Here is a 19,385-nt window from a genome sequence, read left to right as displayed (position 1 = left end):
TAACACCTTACCTAATTATGAGTTTAAAACAAGAGTAAATATAAGTCTATATTTTTCCATAAATCTTATATATTGTTTACTTGTATCTGTTGGGAATTTAGATAAGTTGGAGGGGCTCTAGATGGTGAACTTGAGCATATTGTTAAAATTTGCGAACTCATTTGATTTTCATGTACATACTCTTGTTTTTCTAAGTAACTCAACGAACGATGTGTATCGGTTTACTAAACGTAATCGATCTTATTACTTACGTATAACTCAAAAACCATTGGAATATGAGGAGAAAATAAAAGCTGAATTAGACTGGATCCAATACTTAGTGAAGAAGGGAGTACGTGCTGCGTTACCCATTCAAACATCGAAAAATCAATTTACAGCCGTTTGCCAAGAAGATAATAAGTGGTATATTGCTACTGCTTTTGAAGCAGCTACAGGCAGTTTCTTTGATAAGAATAGTGATCAGTACTGGAATCCAAAAATATTCAGAAACTGGGGAGAAACCATGGGGATGATGCATCGGCTTTCGAAAACGTATGAATCATCGGAGGTCAATGGAAGCAGAGATTCCTGGAGCATGTCAGGCAACAATAACCCTAATTTGCAGGTGGGTCGTTATAAAGTGCTTCGTGACAAATGGATCTCCATGGAGCGTCAAATTGATATCCTTCCAAGGGACAAAGAAGCGTTTGGGTTAATCCATCATGATTTTCATCCTTATAATTTTGTTATTCAGAATGAAACAATAACTGTCTTTGACTTTGACGATAGTATCTTCGGTTGGTTTTCACTAGACATAGCAATTGCAGCCACTCATGCTATTTGGTGGGGAGTGAAAAAAGAAGATCGTTGTGCCAAAAATGAATTTGCTCACCTGTTCTTATATGAATTTTTAATGGGATATCGAAAAGAAAATGATTTATCTGAACGGTGGGTCAAGACGATTCCTATGTTTATGGAATACCGCAATATTTGTTCGTTCTTCTGGTGGTTAGGTGATTGGGATGGAGATGAAAGCCGGCTTACAGAAGAACAACGAAACGCAATCGATAATGCTGTTAAGCTCATTGAACGACATGTACCTTTTGACGGATGTGACATTAAAATTTAAGAATTTTCTAACTCCGAACATAATAAATATTATGTAAACTGATTGCGTGCGAAATTGGAAAACCTGAAATAGGTGTGCCTAATTCGGATCTAAAAATTGGACAAACATGCATAACGCAATGTTATTGTTACCATAAAATCGAACACACAACTAACTCCGTGACTCTTAATATACTCAATAGGTCGCGGAGTTAGTTCGTTGTCCTTTTTTTTAATTTAGACAGGGAAAAGTGGGTTTCCATTCATTCCTATCCACAGTCCGGATGCTTCCAACTGGCCAGCTAGATGGAGCAGCCAGTCTTCACGCCCTTTGGTTGCCATAACTTGCACGCCCATCGGCAAGCCATCAGCTGTGAGGTGCAGCGGAACACTCATCGCAGGCTGGCCTGTCAGGTTAGCGAGTTGGGTGAAGGGAGTGTAGGTGAGACTTGGCTCAAACATTTCATAGATCAATTGCTGCTGATGCACCTTGTCCAATTCGCTAATCTGCATCAGATGCTGAATTTGCTCCTCATGAGGAGTTAGCTCTCCAACCTTTGGTGCAGGAAAGGCATTAACGGGTGTGATATAGAAGTCGTATCGCTCGAAGAGCGTAGACATCTGTGCGGCAGCCACGTCCCATTCGGCAAGGCTGTGAACGAATTCCGCAGCCGATACCTTTTTGCCTGCCTCAGCCAGCACCCAGGATTCAATTTCCATATCGCTCGATGTCAAAGATCGGCCCAACGCATGCTCCATGGAGGCGATCATCGCCGCCATTTCACCACTGTTCATCATATAATAGTTCTCCATCAACCGAACACCGTTGACCGGACTCAATTTCTCCTCCACGTGATGACCTTGTTCTTCCAGCCACCGAACCAGCTTGTACACTGCTTCCTTTGCATCCTCGCTGACAGGGGTGCCAACAGGTGAATCCGTGGTATAAGCAATCTTTAGTTTGCGTTGGTGCGGATAGTTCATATCGGCCAAGTAACTGCCCGGAAAGAGCGGGGCATGAAACGCGGCTTCAGGCTGAATGACCTGCAGAGTATCCAGTAAGGCGGCACTGTCTCGCACAGTCCGGGATAGCGCGAAGTCGATGGATGCACCTTGCCATTGACGGCCTACACCTGGTCCAACAGGAGTCCGTCCCCGAGTAGGTTTTAGTCCAAATAGTCCACTGAAGGAGGCTGGAATCCGGATCGAACCCCCGCCATCACTGGCTCCGGCCATAGGTACGATACCCGAAGCAACAGCTGCGGCTGCACCGCCGCTTGAACCCCCGGGTGAATGATTCGTGTTCCACGGATTGCGACTCGGACCATGAAGACGAGGCTCAGTAATATTTTTGAGGCCAAATTCCGGTGTGTTCGTATGTCCAATAATAACAAAGCCTGCATCCCGGAGTCTGGATACAAAGTTAGAATTGCGCAAAGCCCGATGATCCTTGAGAAGGCGGGAACCGGAAGTCAGAATTTCCCCCTCCAGCGATTGCGAGATGTCTTTGAGGAGCAATGGAACGCCTGCAAAAGGCTGTTCACCTGGACGAACGTAGCCGGCTTCCTCACGTGCGCGTGTTTCATATGTACGAATGACCGCATTAAGCTGCGGATTAACTTCTTCTAGGCGAGCATAAGCCGCTTCCAGCAACTCAACGGGGGAAACTTCCCGTGAGCGAACCAGTTCAGCAAGACCTATGGCATCATAGGACGTATATGAAAATGAAGACATGACGATCGTTCCTCTCCGAAAATATGAAATAGTATTAATAGCTGTCCATATGTCATCGTACCACTGGAATTATAAAAAGACAAAAGGCACTGCCGATCCAGAAGGATGTGCAGTGCCTTTAAGATATAAATAAGATCTTTATTACTCTGTCCGAAGCTTAGGAGCTGCGTCTGCAGCAGTGGAAGATCGTTCCTGCTGTTTGGATATAGCGAACAAAGCAATCCAGATGAGAATGAATCCAAGCAGTTGTTCCCATGTGATGAGCGTCCGGAATGCAATCCAGTTCACAAGCACACCCGCCATTGGGAAGCTCAGCTCAGCCAGTGTGGCCACGGAAGCTTTGGTGGACGAGAGACCTTTATAGTATAGCAATAGACTCAGTAAACCTGGCAATAGCGCCTGCCCCAGAATGTTGAGCGCAACAGCTGCCTGTTCTCCAGCACCGGATGGCAAGGTCCACGCTGCACCTTCGTTCCAGGTCATGAAGATCAGCAAGGGCAGAGCTACGACGAAGCGAAGGGAGGTGACCGTCTCATAACGGGTTTGCCCCAGCATCAGTCGGCCCATCACCGTGGAGCCGCCCCATAAGGCAGCAGCGCCAAGTGACAGCAGGCTGCCCGCATGAATCCAATTGTTCCAGTTTCCAAGCGGAAGTGTAAACCCAAATGTAAGCAGATAAGTTCCAATAAGAGCAACAACAAATAACCAACCGAAGCGGCGCGGCAGTGTTTCCTTCAGTAAGATCTTAGCTAAAACAATCGCGAAGATAGGCTGCATTTTTTGCAGCAACAAGACGGTATTCGGATCATTGTGTGTCAATGCGAGCGTGAATAAAACTGTTGCCAGTGCAGAGCCGCCCCATGAGATAAAGATAACGGCGATCCAGTGGCGGGCTCGCAATTGTTTCAGGTCAGCGCGGAATTTCCATAAGACGGGAATAGCGATTAAGCTCACGATAATATGTTCCACCAGTACAATTTGAGTAGAGGTCATTGTTTGCAGCAAAATGATGCGGAACAATGGATCTACGCCCCATAGGGCTGCACCGAGAACAACGAGCCAAAATCCGGTATTGCTTCGTTCCTTGCGATAAACAGTTGATGCATGCTGTGTCTTTTCCATATTCAGGACTCCTTCGTCAGAACACGGAATCTTCAGTTGGCAAAATCGACAAAAGCCCCCGTTTTGGCATACACCAAATAAACGGGGGCTCATCCATGAACATATCGTCAGGAAAGAAACCTTCCCATAGGCGGTATGTCATGTGTTGATCTTCTCTCATCCGGACTGTACCGTCGGCCTTGGAGTCACACCAAGTCAGTCGCTGATAACTTAAGCAGTTAACAGCGAGTCGCGGGCTGGTTCCTGAAGGAACATCACCGCCGGTTGGGAATTGCACCCTACCCCGAAGATCCTATTCAATTTATAGGTTATAGTACAAGTTGTAACATTAATAATTTCATCTTATTCCTGTAAGCGCTAGCAGTTCAAGCATTTTTTTAGAAGATGATGTTCCAGCTTCCTTGCTGCCTGCGCAAAAGCACAATCTGACCGGCGTGATAAGCGTCGTGAAGAACCCAGCGGGCGAGCGTTTGAGCCCAGTTTTGTTCGGAATCCAAATAAGCTTCTTCGAGTCTGGAATCCTGTAAATTAACCAGGTTATCGTGCAACTGCTCTGCCACCTTAGTGGTTCGCTCCACAAGTTGGCTCCAGCCAACTTGGTCCAAGGGATCACCTGGACTGCCAAACGTAGCTTCATTCGATTCGGCAGCGGGTACAGATGGAACCTGACCTTGAAGCCGCTCTAAGATCCGCTCGTTGTAATAATACATATGATTGACCAGCTGCCATATGCTCAGTCCTCCTGAAGGAGGGATCCAAGCTGCTTGCTCTGCGGTTAGCCCTTCAAGCGCCTTCGACAATGGGACGATCCAGTTACATTGATCCCAGGTATCTTCTTTTTGAATAACCAACACATCTAATGCGGTTGTAACAGACGTCATCTTTAAAGTTCATTCCTCTCTAGTGGAACTCATCTCATGACTTGCGTCTTCATGCTTGTAACTAGCTAATATGGTTTGAAATGGTTACAATTAATATAACACAATTCAAAAGAAAGTAACCATCTTTATTTGATTTAGATAGTTACATTAGTGGGGGTATAGATGGATAGGTTATGGACAGATTTTGTGAATAGCGACTATCATGATTGGCGCGGCGGGAATCGATCTGAAGACAGACTGGGAAAATCAAGCTGGCAGCAGGATTTCTTGAATCGTTGGCAATTAGAGGCACAAGTGCCTGCATCGACTGAAGAGGAATCCACCATGAGAAGCTTTAGAGATGAGTTACAGTCTCTGGCTATCCGTTTGTCAGCGGGAACGCCCCTAACGGAGAAAGATCAAGCATGGTTAAATGACTTTATGCGGAGTGGTGGGGTGATCAGACGACTAATCTCACAGGATCAAGGACTGGATGTTAAGCTGGTTCCCATCCATGCACATTGGTTTCAGGTGATGGCAGAGGTCGCTGCTGACTTTGCCCTGACACTGGTAGAGGGCGAAGGTAAGAGAATTCGATGCTGTGACAACCCGGACTGCCGCTGGGTCTTCTATGACGATACTCGGAGTAGGACACAGAAATATTGCGATGATAAAATGTGTGGCAATCTAATGAAGGTGAGGCGTTTTCGAGCGAAACGTAAGCTGGAATCCAGCGAAAAAAAGAATGAAGTTTAACAATTTAAGAACAACATCACTATAGATAGTCGTTTGGTGTTCAGAATTGATAAATATTAACAATCGGTATATAATGGTTATATACTAGCGAAAATATAGTCACAAATCATATGTAAGGACAAGCAATGCGGATCAGATCATTTTACAAACCATTACGATTGGAGAGGTGTCTCATGGGGACAGGTTATCTATTGAAAAACGGTTGTGTATTATCGATGGATGCTCGTATTGGTCAGTTTAACAGGGCAGATGTACTTATTCAGGACTCTTTGATTGCAGCCGTTCAACCGAATATCGAGGTGTCCGATGCAGATGTTGTGGTGATCGACGCATCAGACATGATTGTCATGCCTGGATTGGTGGATACACACCGGCATATGTGGGAATCTCTTGTGAAAACAGCTGGAACGAACTGGTCGCTGCCTGTGTATTTGCAAAATCTGTACTATGGTGCCATGGGAAGCAAGCTTCGACCACAGGACAGCTACATTGCCAATCTTCTAGGTTCTTTGGAAGCGCTTAACGCGGGTGTGACGACGGTACTTGATTGGAGCATGCCATATTCACCTGATCATACCGATGGACTTATTCGTGGGCTGCAGGATGCAGGGGTCCGAGCTGTCTTTGCTCACGGTGTTCCAGGGGAAACCGCCTATTGGAATCGGGAAAGTACCCTTTCATACCCGGAGAATATCAGAGGGGTGAAGGAGCGTTATTTTTCCTCTAGTGACCAATTGGTCACGTATGGACTAGCTATTCGCGGCCCAGAGTTTAGCCACTGGGATACAACGGTGCAGGACATTCAGCTCGCAGAAGAACTGGATGCAATTTGTTCAATGCATGTCGGGTTTGGTAGCTGGGGATCTGCAGACCGTTCCATTAGCCGAATGTACGAGGCAGGGCTGCTTACCCCGCGTATAAATGTCGTTCACGGCAATACGATGGGCATGGACGAATTCAAAATGCTGGCAGACAATGGAGCCTCTTTGTCAGTTACGCCTGAAATAGAGATGATGATGGGACATGGCTATCCTGCTACAGGATATTTTCTGGAACATGGTGGTACGCCAACGCTTGGAGTGGATGTGGTGACTTCGACAGGTGGAGACATGTTTTCACAGATGAAATTTGCGTTGCAAGCTGAGCGTTCCAGAACGAACGAGTTATTGCTTGCGCAAGGCGAAATGCCTGGAGAGCTGAGTTTACAATCGAGTCAGGTACTGCGGTTTGCAACTTCGGCTGGTGCACAGGCTTTAGGGCTGGAGCGGAAAACAGGTTCAGTTACACCGGGAAAAGAAGCCGATTTGATTATGATTCGCACAACCGATCTGAATTTGTTCCCCGTTCACGATCCGATCGGTGCTGTTGTGCAATTCGCCAATCCATCCAATGTGGACACGGTCTTTGTTGCAGGAAAACTTGTGAAGCAAAATGGTAAGCTGCTGCATGTGAACCTGGACGACATTCGAAACAAAGCGATGGAAAGTAAGCAATATTTATTAACACAGTATCGGATGTCTGATGCGGATCGGATTGTATTTTCTTAAAGGATCGGGCAGCGAATTAGGCTGGGAGTAAAGATCTCGTATAAATCGTTTAGTCAAAATCAATTGTCGAGAGACATCTGTATGACACAAGAATATATCGCATTGAAAGGAGCCGCTAAATGTAGCGGCCTTTTTCTATATCTAAACAAAAGGAAGTCAACTATAGACGAGAGCAGGGAGGGGGAGAGGTAGCTCTCAAACGAATTTTGGCGCGAAGTGACAGCAGAAAAAGACGAAAAAGCCCTTTATTTATGAAGATGCTTATAACAACGGGTTAAAGTGATTTATGCTCTTGTAAAAGCACTTAAAAAACTGCGCATAATATAAATTATACGCAGTTTTGTTTTAAATCGATTTTCATTTTGCGACCTATCCATCAGTTCATGATATTATTCGCCTCAAAAGCACAAAATAGTACAGTGATCAAAAATAAATTTAGCATATCAACGCGACAACGTGTAGAATACGATAGATTTTTGTAGGTGATCGGTAATATAGAACAAACGACTTTTTTATAGAACAGATCGAGATGAAGCAGCTAGGAAGGTATACTTCAATCTACGTTTGTAATGAGAGGAACATGTCTATGTCAGAGAATCAGAAACGATCTTCGCTGCTTCGGAAAAAGCCACTTGCCTTCGGAGAAGAAAATAGTGCGTTAAAGAGGGCACTAGGTCCTTTGGACTTAACAACACTTGGAGTAGGAGCAATTATCGGTACAGGGATTTTTGTATTAACAGGAGTCGCAGCGGCAAATTATGCTGGTCCTGGATTAGTGCTCTCCTTTTTGCTTGCAGGCATCATCTGTGCATTCGCTGCACTATGTTATTCCGAATTCGCATCCAGCGTACCTGCTTCAGGGAGTGCATACACGTATAGTTACACTGCCTTTGGTGAAGTCATTGCCTGGATTCTTGGCTGGGATCTGATTCTGGAGTATGGATTTGCCAGCGCGGCAGTGGCCAGCGGATGGTCCGGTTATTTTCAGTCGCTGCTGTCAGGCTTCGGATTACAGCTTCCGTATGCACTGAGCAGTGCATACAATCCTGAAAAGGGGACCTATTTCGATGTTACCGCAGCAGCCATCACGTTACTGATCACCTTCCTGCTCACCCGTGGAGTCAAGGAGGCAGCCCGTGCCAATGGTATAATGGTGGCGATCAAAATTATTGTCGTGCTGATTTTTATCGGAGTGGGTGTGTTTTATGTACAGCCTTCCAACTGGCAGCCGTTTTTGCCGTTTGGCATCTCAGGAGTAACCGCTGGTGCGGCGACGGTCTTTTTTGCCTATATTGGATTTGATGCGGTTTCCACGGCAGCGGAGGAAGTCAAACGACCTCAACGGGACTTGCCGATTGGTATTATTGCTTCCTTGGCGATCTGCACTGTGCTGTATATCGTTGTATCCTTGATTCTGACAGGCATCGTGCCTTTCCACATGCTAAATGTTAGTGATCCGGTTGCATTTGCGTTTGAATTCGTGAATCTGCATGGTCTGTCCTGGATTGTGGCTCTTGGTGCAATCACGGGGATAACAACCGTTCTGCTCGTTATGATGTATGGGCAGACTCGTCTACTGTATTCCATGTCACGTGATGGATTACTATCCCCGGTATTCTCAAAAATCAGTGGGAAAAGTCAAACACCTGCGACAGGCACATGGGTGGCAGGTATCATCATCGCGTTATTCTCAGGGTTCATCTCACTCGGTCATCTGGCTGAGCTTACCAACATCGGTACATTGTTTGCATTCGCAGTCGTAAGTCTGGGCATTATCGTTCTGCGAAAAAACAACCCTGATCTCAAACGCGGCTTCAAGGTGCCTTTTGTTCCATGGATTCCGATACTGAGTGCAATTGGTTGTGTATATCTGATGACCCGTCTAGCTGCTCTGACATGGATCACGTTTTTCGCTTGGCTAGTTATCGGTTTGATCATTTATTTCATGTATGGACGTCACTACAGTCACCTGAATCCTCTGCGGCGGGGATCAATAGCTGTTGATCCACAGCCTTCGAAGTCAAAGGGAAATAAATAATAAAATATAATGGCTAAGTATCACTAGATATTCCTGATGCACTCACTACCCCATACTGCCTAGCTTACACTAGAGCAATATGGGGTTTTCTGTTATAAAGCGAAGGGGAAATAAGAAAAAGAAAGTTGGCTTTAGACCTATATTCGGGTATCTATTAAAGTACATGTCCATACTCGATCATACCCAGCTCGGGGTTGCGGCCAATTCAAATATGACATATATTGAGGGATGTGACATGCCATCAGACATAGGAGAGGGGATGTATCATGAACACACCAATACATACTACTAATCAGCTTCACCTGAATCCGAATTTCGGGTTTGCACTAGCAGACTCTGTCGTACTCGCAGAGGCAAAAGTGAATATCTCACATCCTGAGGGTAAGAATGCCTTTCAGCTGGAAATGGACCCGGATCGCAAGTTGAAAGATGGACGCAAAGTATCCGTTATTGCACAGCAGCTTGATACGCCGATTCACCGGGATGACGCTGCGATCATATATGGTCAGGAACTGGGTTTCGTTCAATATCCTGTTTCTTTGAAACCTGAAAGCACGATTTTCTTAGACTCCATAGAAGGGATCCAGCAGCCTATACAGTGGGGATGGACCGATTTTGCAGAAGGTGATTACGAGCTTCGGATTTCATTGCACCTGAAGACGCCCCGGATTGCTGAAGGTCCTCTGGAACCTGAACAAGAAGCTATGGTAAAATACGCGCAGGTCATTACGGTATTAATGAATTTGTTCCCATCAGAAGCAAATCAAGATCAATCTGCCGTTTCATCCACATGGAGCAGAGATCATCATGTATTTGACGGGTATGGCAGTGCTGGGTTTATATTGGCGGATCTGCAACGCATGTCAAAACGAGTGGAAGAGCTTATTGGTTCTGGTGATCATAACTTGATTGAACAATTCGGAGAGGGTGATCTCTCGGACACATTATTGGAGGAAGGGCTCGTGGCTATGGCCTGGGGCGTATCTCCGTGGTGTTACTCAATCTACTCCGCACCCGACAAGCAAGCGGCTTCCCTACTTGCAGTGGACAAGCTTGGTGAGGAGCCTGAGTTCAGAGGTGTTTACCGGATTGCACCGGCTGTACAGCAGTTAAGCATCGTACCTGCTCATGAACTGGCCAACTGGCCGGCATGTACCACGAAGGATTGGCCCGTGATCGATGTATCAGGCGAAGGGGAGACTTTGCATATGGACCTGTATGTACAGATCTGCGAATCGGTTAACGGTTTGTTCGAAAATCCGCTGCCATCCTTTGTGCTAACGCGCAGCGAAGGTTGTCCGAAGGAGATCAGCCCACTTATTGATGTCATCATTGTTGATTAAATGAAACGAAGTTTATTTCAGGAACATAACGTGAGCAGAAATGGCTCTCCTTACGTATATACTAGAATGAATCGTGGTGACGAATACCGATGATAAGCGAGGAAATTCAGGAGCAATACGCTGATGAGCTTGAAGCTTTTCACATATGGATGAAAGACGCAGGTTACACGGGACACACTGTAAAATCATACACGGGTGACGTCGCCGAATTTCTCTCTTCTATTCAAGGAAAGTCGCTGGAGCAGGTGAAGAAGCTGCATGTCTTGTCATTTCTGTCACGTGCCCGCGAACGTGGAGTTAGTGATGCGACGAGAAATCGCAAACATGCAGCGGTAAATTGTTTCTTCAAGTCGCTGATTGAATTGGAAGTGTTAACGAATAATCCCGCGTCAGGTATCAAAAAATCCAAAACCGAGAAAAATCGGGCCCCCGTCTTTCTGGATGAAAGCGGTCTAGAACGATTCCTGCAATCGGTAGAAGGAAAGTACCGTACACGCAATCTTGCGATCTTTCTGTTAATGGGTTATATGGGATTGCGGGTTGGTGAAGTCCATGCGCTCAATTGTAAAGACTATAATGCGGAGCGGCGCACGCTGGACGTCTTCGGTAAAGGCCGTAAATGGCGCACACTCCCTGTTCCCGAGATGGTTGCGGAGCTGTTAAACTTGGCTGTAGAAGAGCGTTTATCTCCATGGCGGGCGAAGGAAGAAGCGATGTTTGTTTCGCAAAAAGGGAAGCGGTTATCCATTCGCAGTATTCAGCTCATATCTACGGAAACCTTCGAACGTTTTCAACAGGAGTCTCCGACTCATCAGCGTCTGCACTATTCCAGCCATAAGCTGCGACACTCATTTGCAACCATGATGCTGCGGCGCGGCGCCGATCTACGTACGGTTCAGGAATTGCTTGGTCACGCATCGATTCAAACCACAACCGTTTATACGCACGTCACCAGCCGGGAGAAGGAAGAGGCGATGGCTCTGCTGGACGTCAAACTTCCGGAGTTTATGGTATCTCAACGACTCTATGATTAGGAGAGATGTGCAGAATGGGAGGGAACAAAACTACCCCAACGCTGGACGGGCTACAAGAAAAAACAGCCTCTCTTTGGGAAGTGCTCCTGGTGTCAACTAAACTGGGATTGACTTCCTTTGGAGGACCTACTGCACATTTGGGTTATTTTTACAATGAATATGTACGCAAACGACAATGGATGGATGAGCGAAGTTATGCGGATCTTGTGGCGCTGTGTCAGTTCCTTCCCGGGCCAGCCAGTAGTCAGGTTGGTATTGGAATTGGTGTAATTCGGGCAGGTATTATTGGAGGGCTGATTGCATGGATCGGTTTTACACTTCCTTCCGTAATTGCTCTGGTGTTGTTTGCTTTCCTACTGAAGGAATATGATATAAGTAATGCCGGATGGCTTAACGGATTAAAGATTGTAGCTGTCACGATCGTCGCTCATGCGATTCTGGGAATGGGCCAAAAATTAACGCCTGATAAAATGAGGGTTACGCTTGCTGTGTTGACAGCAACAGTTGCTTTATTATGGACAGCTGTTTACAGTCAATTCGTTCTTATTTTGTCAGCAGGATTGATTGGTTTGTGGTTGTATAGGAAAACATCTGCTCCGCAGGTTCCTGATCTTGTTGTCCCGATAAGTCGAACGGTCGCCGTACTTTGTTTGACTACCTTTATTGGTTTGTTCATAGCACTGCCGATATTGCGTCAGTTTACGGGGATTCAGTGGTTATCCTTATTCGATTATATGTACAGATCGGGTTCGCTGGTCTTTGGCGGAGGACACGTGGTTCTGCCACTTCTGGAGCAGGAATTGGTACCCAGGGGATTGTTGACAAAGGATGATTTTCTGGCTGGGTATGGGGCAACGCAGGCCGTACCAGGACCGCTGTTCACTTTTGCTGCTTATCTCGGAGCAATCACAATGGGTGTTTCAGGGGCGATTGTTGCTACGATAGCCATTTTTTTACCGGCTTTTTTACTCATCATTGGCACGCTTCCTTTTTGGAGTTCCCTCCGCAAAAATCAGTACATGCAAGCAGCACTGATTGGAATAAACGCAGCGGTGGTTGGCATTCTTCTGGCAGCTCTATACCAACCGCTATGGTCGACAGCCGTTACTACACCTGCTGATTTTTCGTTGGTATGCATTCTCTTTATCATGCTTGTTTTCTGGAAGTGCCCACCGTGGCTCATTGTCATTACCGGGATTATAGGTGGTACGTTAATTGAACTATTATAGAAAGAACTGATGAATCCTCGGATTCATTGGTTTTTTTTGGTTATGAGGCGATTAAAAAAAGTGGAATTATAGAAATTCGCTTATTTTCTGATTAGTGGAGTGATACAAAGAATAAATAATACACGTAATAAATATTATGTTAACTAAAATGAAGTGTCGGACTTTGTTTAGGCCATTACCGTTTAATTCATACGAAAGAACCATCCGAATCGGCATGAAATCCGATCCAGATGGTCCTTTGGTTATATTAAAATAATGACATTATTCCAGTCCTTCAATCTGTTCCTTTAATTTGTTTGCTGAAGCCTGGAAAGCGACTTTCTCTGTCTCATTCAGTGGAAGCGGCAATATTTCACGCACTCCGTTGCGATCCACCACGCATGGAACCCCGAGATAGACATCAGAAACGCCGTTGTAGTCTTCCAGCAGTGTAGATACGTTTAGGACCGATCCTTCATTGCCCAAAATCGCTGCTACAATACGATCCAAAGCAAGTGCGATTGCATAGGAAGTGGCTCCTTTGGCATTAATAATCTCATAAGCCGCATTCTTGGTGCGATCAAAGATATCCTGCTGTGTTTCCTCGTCGAGTTCCAGATCTGTTCCGGCTACGTTGGCTAGACTCCATACAGGTACTTCGGAATCACCATGTTCCCCAATGATGTGTGCATGAATGCTGCGGGGATCAATGCCTTTGTTCTTACCAATCAGGTAGCGGAAGCGTGCGCTGTCGAGCAAGGTACCGGAGCCAATTACCCGTGAAGCAGGCCAGCCGCTCTGTTTCCAGGACGTATAAGATAATATGTCTACAGGATTGGTGGCTATGAGCAGAATACCATGAGAGTTCACTTCGGTAATACGTTCAATGATATCTTTGAATATGCTGGCATTTTTCTTGAGCAGATCAATGCGGGTTTCACCCGGCTTCTGGGAGGCCCCGGCTGTAATGATTATGATGTCTGCGTCTTTGCAGTCCGAGTAGTCACCAGCCCATACTTTGACGCCTCCGGTAAATGGAAGCCCGTGGTTCATATCCAGCATTTCGCCTGTGGCCTTATCATGATTCACATCCACAAATACCAACTCGGATGAGCGCTGCCTTAACATCAGCGTATATCCCGTTGTTGTTCCCACCGCGCCCATGCCAATAATGACTACGCGACTTGGTTTGAGCATTGCACTGTTTACCATGTTCATATCCTCTCCTTTTTGAGGTAGACTTCCATCCATATTAAGGTATAAATGTTTGAAAAGAAAGCGATGTCTATAAAATATTTCACTTTCATTGTCTGTTTAAGGAAGATTGAGTCGAAAGTACGCATGGGCATCCAACGATGGTACGAGGACTTGATACGGGTTCGCTCCTGATCCCTATTACCCAAGATGAGCCTTTTCGACATCGTTTGTGGTAGAATGGGAGAAGTGGATTCTAATGAATCGTAAAATGTATACCGATCGGACAGGCATGCGCGCCTGCTATTGGATGAGAGAGGTGAACTCCACTTGCGTTTGCAATGGACCAAAATCGCGCAGACAGCATTGCTGTCTATAGGAATAGCTGCCCTGCTGGCTGCCTGCACCGACACAGGTCAGACCCCGGTGGCAGAACCGCCCCAAGAGCAGGAAGAGATCGGAAATACCGGACAGACATTAACGGTTGTTCCTCCTGATAGCAGTACGCAAGCGACAACAGATACAGCGGAATACCAGATCCAAACACGTCTGACCGACTTCCAGCTGCTTAACGACAACGGAGGGTTGGCGTGGGGTGTTACGAGAAACGCACTGCGTTTATACTACACTCAGGATCAGGGCGTAACCTGGACGAATATTTCTCCTTCGGAGAATGTGCAATTTCCAGCCAACCCGCAGTATGGGCAAAGTATTTATTTTGTGGATCGTACCCATGGATGGATCGTTCGTGAAGGGTTGGGCGGAACCGATACGATGGTCTTGCGCACGAATAACGGGGGAGTAAGCTGGAGCTTGTCTTCCTTATCCAAGACGGACAAAGTTACTGCCATATCCTTTGTGTCCCCCGAGAAAGGCTGGATTCTGACTACGGTGGATACCTCCATCGGGAAGCAGGATAAAAAGCTGTATGTTACCGAGGATGGAGGCATCACCTGGAAGGAGATGTCATCCAGTGATGAGGATGATCAGCCTCCTTCGGCCGAGATTCCGACACGCGGATATACAACAGGCCTGACTTTTTCCGATCCGAAACATGGCTTCTTGACAGCCCTTGAATTTGGAACTCCGAAGCTGTATGTCACGACAGATGGCGGAGAGAATTGGAAGACTGGTCCGACATTTTTTGACCGCAATGACTTCAATGGGTGTGGCAATTTCAACATTGGTTCACCTCAGTTTTTTGGTCGGGAAGCGAAGGGAGCCTGGATGCCTTTAACCTGTTCCAGCGGAGATTATACCAAGTTCAACGGATACTTCACAGATGACGGAGGTAAGAGCTGGACGTTATCGACCTTCGGCCTGAATAAGCAGAAGGGAATCAATCGTAACCTGACTCCCGCTTTCCTAAATGCTTCAGAAGGATGGATAGTTCAGTCGGGCACGACATACCAGACCAAGGATTCGGGAAAAAGCTGGAAGGCACTTCCGGGTAGTAAGGTCATGGACGGTATTCTGGAGGATTACCCGGAGATTGTGAAGCTGCAGATGGTTTCCTCGAAACTGGGCTGGATTCTGGTAGAGAATACGGATACCAAGAGATCCTTGCTCCTGCAGACTGTGGATGGTGGTATGCAGTGGAAAGTGCTGTAGGTAAACTTAATATAGGCGTTATTTAGAAGAGGAACCGTCGGGTTTCTCTTTTCTTTTTAACCACTTTGTGAAATTAATCACAATAACTTCGTTTAAATAATGTTATATTGAATTCAAGAAGAGATGGGAGTGATGAAGATGAGAACCAATGAACAAACTCAATTCACGCAGGCGGACGAATTAACGAGATACATGCTTCACTTATGCTACAATTGCGATGATGCCAACCGTTGCACAACTGAAGAAGAAGTGAAGGCCTGCATGGCGCAATACGCTCAGGCAGAAGAACCGGAACAAGCGGAGGGAGCAGAAGCAACCCGCGGCTTCATGAACCTGATGTATGCATAAAAGCAATGCAAGATAGAGCATGGTGACAGATAAAGAATGCTGATGTACTGAATGCAAGGCCCCTGATCAGGGGCTTTTTATTTGCAACTAATCATGAACCTCAAGCTGCAACATGAAAGAGGTCATTCGCGAGGAACATTTTCTGTCCGTTCCTTACAATTTGAACTCCCGATAACAAGTTCCATATTACTCGCGCATATACATGTACAGGAGACGGGTCAAGACTCTGGCTGTCCTAGGTGTAAGAACGGAGGGGAGAGACATGGGCATTGAATCATCCTGGATGTTTGATTTTTTCGGAACCGTCTTTCCAGTCGTATTTGTTCTGATTATAGGTATTGTTCTTCTGTCTGTGGGGAAAGAAGTATGGAGATGGGGGCGCAACAACGCAGAGCCTCTGCTTACCGTACCTTCGCGGATAACGGGCAGAAGGATGCAGATCAGTCAGTCGCAAGCTGAACCAGGCAGTTCAGCCCGTACGCTGTATTACATTACCTTTGAAGTAGAGAGCGGAGATCGGCTCGAGTTCAAGGTGAACGGAGAAGAGTACGGATTGTGCTCCGAAGGAGATGAAGGCCGTCTTTCCTTCAAGGGAACACGGTATATAGGCTTCGAGCGCTACAACCGCCTGTATTCAGAACGTTTACGCGGATAATCCGGCTGGCTTGCGCCATAGTGGCGTAAGCTTTTTTTAATGTTAATTTTCTTGGACAAGCGTTTCTTAAAGGTGGTATCGTGTTTTTATATAAGGAGAGGGTCTTTATAACAATAAGGTTTCTTGATTCGACATATTCGTATGTGATGACAGAAGCGTCTTAATAGAGGAGGAGTTCATGATGTCATTTACAGATCAAGTCGTTGTTGTTACGGGAGCAGCTCAGGGGATCGGTCGCAGCGTTGCCGAAGCTTACGCGGTTGCTGGTGCCAAAGTTGTACTTGCCGATTATCAGGAGGCGGAAGGGGCCGCTGCTGCTGCTTCGATTCGCAATGAAGGCGGTGAAGCCATCTTCGTTCAGTGCGATGTTCGGAAGGAGCAGGATATTACGAATTTGATTCGCACAACCATCGAAGAATTCAAACAGATTAACATCCTGGTGAACAATGCCGGAGTAGCCAGGTGGAAGTCTCCCTACGAGCTGACCTTGGAGGAATGGGACGATGTGCTTAATACGAATGTAAGAAGCTGCTTTCTCGCGAGCCGTGAAGCGGCCAAACATATGAAACAAAATGAACATGGAGGCGCTATTGTCAATATGGCATCGACACGTGCGTTTATGTCTGAACCTGAGACAGAGGCCTATGCAGCGTCCAAAGGAGCCATTGTGGCCTTGACACATGCGATGGCGGTCTCACTTGGCAAGGACGGTATTCGGGTCAATTGTATCAGTCCGGGATGGATTGAGACAGGCAATGTGGACGAATTGAAGCCGGAAGATCATGAACAGCATCCTACAGGACGCGTAGGCGTCCCTTCGGATATCTCCCGCGCATGTTTATATTTGTCGGATCCAAGCAATACCTTTGTCACTGGGACCAATCTGATGATTGATGGGGGCATGACTCGAAAAATGATATATGAGGACTAGAACCGGGATTCCCTCGATCTGTTGTACAAATTGAATGCTCTAGCACCCGTAAGCCCAAGTTAAGCACTTGGGCTTATTTGAAATTCAGAAATCGGTTGCTATAATGAATGTGATTTTACAACAGAACAAGAATGGAGGGAGTATATGTTCGGGAATTCATCCCGGAAGATCATTGGCTTATTACTGCTGATTGGAGGGATCATAATGACAGGAATGGCTTCGCCTGTGGAGGCAGACACGGGCGACATACGGGCAGCCTGGGTATGGCAGGCCAAGTCTGTCCAAGATGATGGAGGAGACGAGCTGCTGGCTAACGCAGCTAAACATAAGATTAACAGACTCTATGTGAACGTGGATATGAATTTATCGGATGAGGTATATCGCACGTTTATATCTAAAGCCAGTGATGCGGGTATTGCTGTTGAAGCACTTGGAGGGGACCCGTCATGGGCCATTCAGGGCCGTGAAGCACCGATGCTCCGTTTGGCTGCATGGGTTTCCGATTATAATCAGGGAGCTGCTGCAGAAGAACGATTTGATGCCATCCATCTGGATATCAAACCCTATGTTCTGCCTGCATGGAAAGACGATTCAGAGTCTTTGGTTCAGTCATGGGTAGCGAATATGAAATTGTTGCTTGAACAGGTCGAGGCAAATGGTGCCATCGACATTAATGTGGATCTGCCATTTTGGCTGGATTCTTATACGATCGCTGGTACAAAAACAACAGATGATACAGATAACCTGCCGTTATCACGCTGGTTCATGGAACAGTTCAATCATGTCACTTTACTAGCTTACCGCGATAACGCACAAGGGAATAACGGCATTATTCAACTCATTGAACAGGAGATGAATTGGGCCGATGCCAGCGGTGCGTCAGTCACCGTTGGCGTAAATACGAAGCCGATGCCTGGTGAAGAGTTTACGACTTTTGCCGGAAAGGGAGCAGCGCAGCTGGAGAGTGTCTTGGCAGAGGTTGCGGAATCCTTACGTAATCACGCTTCATATGCCGGTTCTGCCGTACATGATATCGTATACTGGGGACAGCTTGAACCTGAAGAACAGCCTGTGCCGGAGAAGCCAACTTTACAGCCTGAGATTCGCGGAACTTACATATGGGAGGCCTCGCAGGTGACGGATGATGGAGGTCAGCATATTCTTGAATTCGCCGCAGCACAGCATATTAACTTTTTATATGTCCGGCTTGATCTGGACCAGCCCTACTCAAGTTACCGCAGTTTTGTTAAACGAGCCCAGGCACAAGGGATTGAAATTCACGCCATGGGCGGTCATCCCATCTGGGGTAGATCCGAGAACAGACCACGGATCGAGCGACTGATCAATTATGTGAAAAATTATAATGCCGAAGTTGAACCCGAAGAGCGATTCAAAGGCATTCACCTGGATATCGAGCCCTACACACTGCCGGAATGGAATTCCGACCGGGATGCACTTTTGACAGAGTGGGCTGCCAATATCTCTTTTTTCCAGGAAGAAACGAAGAAGGACAGCAGTTTGGAGACCAGTGCCGATCTGGCCGTGTGGCTGGATAGCTCCCCTTTGCCAGGACAGGACATGTCTGTTAGTGAATTTATGATCCGCACATTGGATCATGTCTCTCTCATGGCTTTCCGTAACAACGCTGAAGGGTCCAATGGCATTGCGGCAGTGGTCAGTCAGGAGATGGAAATCGCCGACCGTTTAGGTAAACCGCTGCTGATTTCGGTAGAAATGAAAGAGAATCACGAAGGCGCACATATCTCATTTTACGAAAAAGGTGCTGCCGAGATGGAACAGCAGCTTGCGAAGCTGCCTGAACTGCTGAAGGCTTATGAAGCCTACCAAGGTAACATGGTACATGCGTACGATTACTGGATTAATGCCAAGCCTTAAATTGGGCTGGTTATATAGGAAA

Annotated in this window: 16 protein-coding genes and 1 riboswitch; of the genes, 12 read left to right on the top strand and 4 right to left on the bottom strand. The window is 46.5% G+C overall.

Features of this window, described 5'->3' with window-relative positions; all coding sequences use genetic code 11:
- The first annotated feature begins 121 nt into the window (after positions 1–121).
- Positions 122–1,108, top strand: a complete 987-nt coding sequence (locus tag CHH60_RS04125) for a phosphotransferase enzyme family protein (protein WP_095358050.1) — start codon at positions 122–124, stop codon at positions 1,106–1,108.
- A 215-nt stretch (positions 1,109–1,323) separates the two neighbouring features.
- Here CHH60_RS04125 and CHH60_RS04120 read toward each other — a convergent pair whose 3' ends face one another.
- The 3 genes from CHH60_RS04120 to CHH60_RS04110 form a co-directional block, all read right to left on the bottom strand.
- The gene (locus tag CHH60_RS04120) at positions 1,324–2,820 is read right to left on the bottom strand and encodes an amidase (RefSeq protein ID WP_095358049.1); all 1,497 of its coding nucleotides are present in this window, start codon (positions 2,818–2,820) and stop codon (positions 1,324–1,326) included.
- Positions 2,821–2,961: 141 nt separating this feature from the next.
- Positions 2,962–3,942 carry a DMT family transporter gene (locus CHH60_RS04115; protein ID WP_095358048.1) on the bottom strand — a complete coding sequence of 327 codons (981 nt, stop codon included), beginning with the start codon at positions 3,940–3,942 and terminating at the stop codon, positions 2,962–2,964.
- Between the two features lie 144 nt (positions 3,943–4,086).
- Positions 4,087–4,237: riboswitch (FMN riboswitch) on the bottom strand.
- Positions 4,238–4,319: 82 nt separating this feature from the next.
- Positions 4,320–4,823: a DinB family protein gene (locus CHH60_RS04110; protein ID WP_095358047.1), complete on the bottom strand. Its 504-nt coding sequence runs from the start codon at positions 4,821–4,823 to the stop codon at positions 4,320–4,322.
- Between the two features lie 162 nt (positions 4,824–4,985).
- Between CHH60_RS04110 and CHH60_RS04105 the strand changes: the two genes are divergently transcribed.
- The 6 genes from CHH60_RS04105 (at position 4,986) to CHH60_RS04080 (ending at position 12,749) form a co-directional block, all read left to right on the top strand.
- Positions 4,986–5,558 carry a CGNR zinc finger domain-containing protein gene (locus tag CHH60_RS04105; protein WP_095358046.1) on the top strand — a complete coding sequence of 191 codons (573 nt, stop codon included), beginning with the start codon at positions 4,986–4,988 and terminating at the stop codon, positions 5,556–5,558.
- 173 nt (positions 5,559–5,731) lie between these two features.
- On the top strand, positions 5,732–7,105 hold the full coding sequence (locus CHH60_RS04100; protein WP_095358045.1) for an amidohydrolase family protein: 1,374 nt from the start codon (positions 5,732–5,734) through the stop codon (positions 7,103–7,105).
- 586 nt (positions 7,106–7,691) lie between these two features.
- Positions 7,692–9,143 carry an amino acid permease gene (locus CHH60_RS04095; RefSeq protein WP_095358044.1) on the top strand — a complete coding sequence of 484 codons (1,452 nt, stop codon included), beginning with the start codon at positions 7,692–7,694 and terminating at the stop codon, positions 9,141–9,143.
- Between the two features lie 266 nt (positions 9,144–9,409).
- A complete protein-coding gene (locus CHH60_RS04090; RefSeq protein WP_095358043.1) occupies positions 9,410–10,486 on the top strand; it encodes a hypothetical protein in 1,077 nt (358 codons plus the stop codon).
- An 89-nt stretch (positions 10,487–10,575) separates the two neighbouring features.
- Entirely contained in the window at positions 10,576–11,520 is a 945-nt protein-coding gene (locus CHH60_RS04085; RefSeq protein WP_095358042.1) for a tyrosine-type recombinase/integrase, read from the top strand.
- Positions 11,521–11,534: 14 nt separating this feature from the next.
- Positions 11,535–12,749 (top strand): chromate transporter, encoded by a 1,215-nt coding sequence (locus CHH60_RS04080; protein WP_095358041.1) that lies wholly within the window; start codon positions 11,535–11,537, stop codon positions 12,747–12,749.
- 261 nt (positions 12,750–13,010) lie between these two features.
- Here CHH60_RS04080 and CHH60_RS04075 read toward each other — a convergent pair whose 3' ends face one another.
- Entirely contained in the window at positions 13,011–13,940 is a 930-nt protein-coding gene (locus CHH60_RS04075) for an L-lactate dehydrogenase (protein WP_095358040.1), read from the bottom strand.
- A 312-nt stretch (positions 13,941–14,252) separates the two neighbouring features.
- Here CHH60_RS04075 and CHH60_RS04070 point away from each other — a divergent pair, with 312 nt between their 5' ends.
- From CHH60_RS04070 to CHH60_RS04050, 5 genes are all read left to right on the top strand, one after another.
- Positions 14,253–15,533 carry a VPS10 domain-containing protein gene (locus CHH60_RS04070; RefSeq protein ID WP_095358039.1) on the top strand — a complete coding sequence of 427 codons (1,281 nt, stop codon included), beginning with the start codon at positions 14,253–14,255 and terminating at the stop codon, positions 15,531–15,533.
- Between the two features lie 138 nt (positions 15,534–15,671).
- Entirely contained in the window at positions 15,672–15,881 is a 210-nt protein-coding gene (locus tag CHH60_RS04065) for a hypothetical protein (RefSeq protein WP_095358638.1), read from the top strand.
- A 262-nt stretch (positions 15,882–16,143) separates the two neighbouring features.
- The gene (locus CHH60_RS04060) at positions 16,144–16,536 is read left to right on the top strand and encodes a DUF2500 domain-containing protein (protein WP_095358038.1); all 393 of its coding nucleotides are present in this window, start codon (positions 16,144–16,146) and stop codon (positions 16,534–16,536) included.
- 181 nt (positions 16,537–16,717) lie between these two features.
- Positions 16,718–17,467, top strand: coding sequence for an SDR family NAD(P)-dependent oxidoreductase (locus tag CHH60_RS04055; protein WP_095358037.1), 750 nt, complete (start codon positions 16,718–16,720; stop codon positions 17,465–17,467).
- Between the two features lie 204 nt (positions 17,468–17,671).
- Positions 17,672–19,363: a hypothetical protein gene (locus tag CHH60_RS04050; RefSeq protein ID WP_255247821.1), complete on the top strand. Its 1,692-nt coding sequence runs from the start codon at positions 17,672–17,674 to the stop codon at positions 19,361–19,363.
- Positions 19,364–19,385 lie beyond the last annotated feature (22 nt).

Origin of the sequence: Paenibacillus sp. 7523-1, assembly GCF_002276415.1 — a bacterium.
Classification (GTDB): domain Bacteria; phylum Bacillota; class Bacilli; order Paenibacillales; family Paenibacillaceae; genus Paenibacillus; species Paenibacillus illinoisensis_A.
This window is presented reverse-complemented; position numbering and strand designations above follow the sequence as displayed.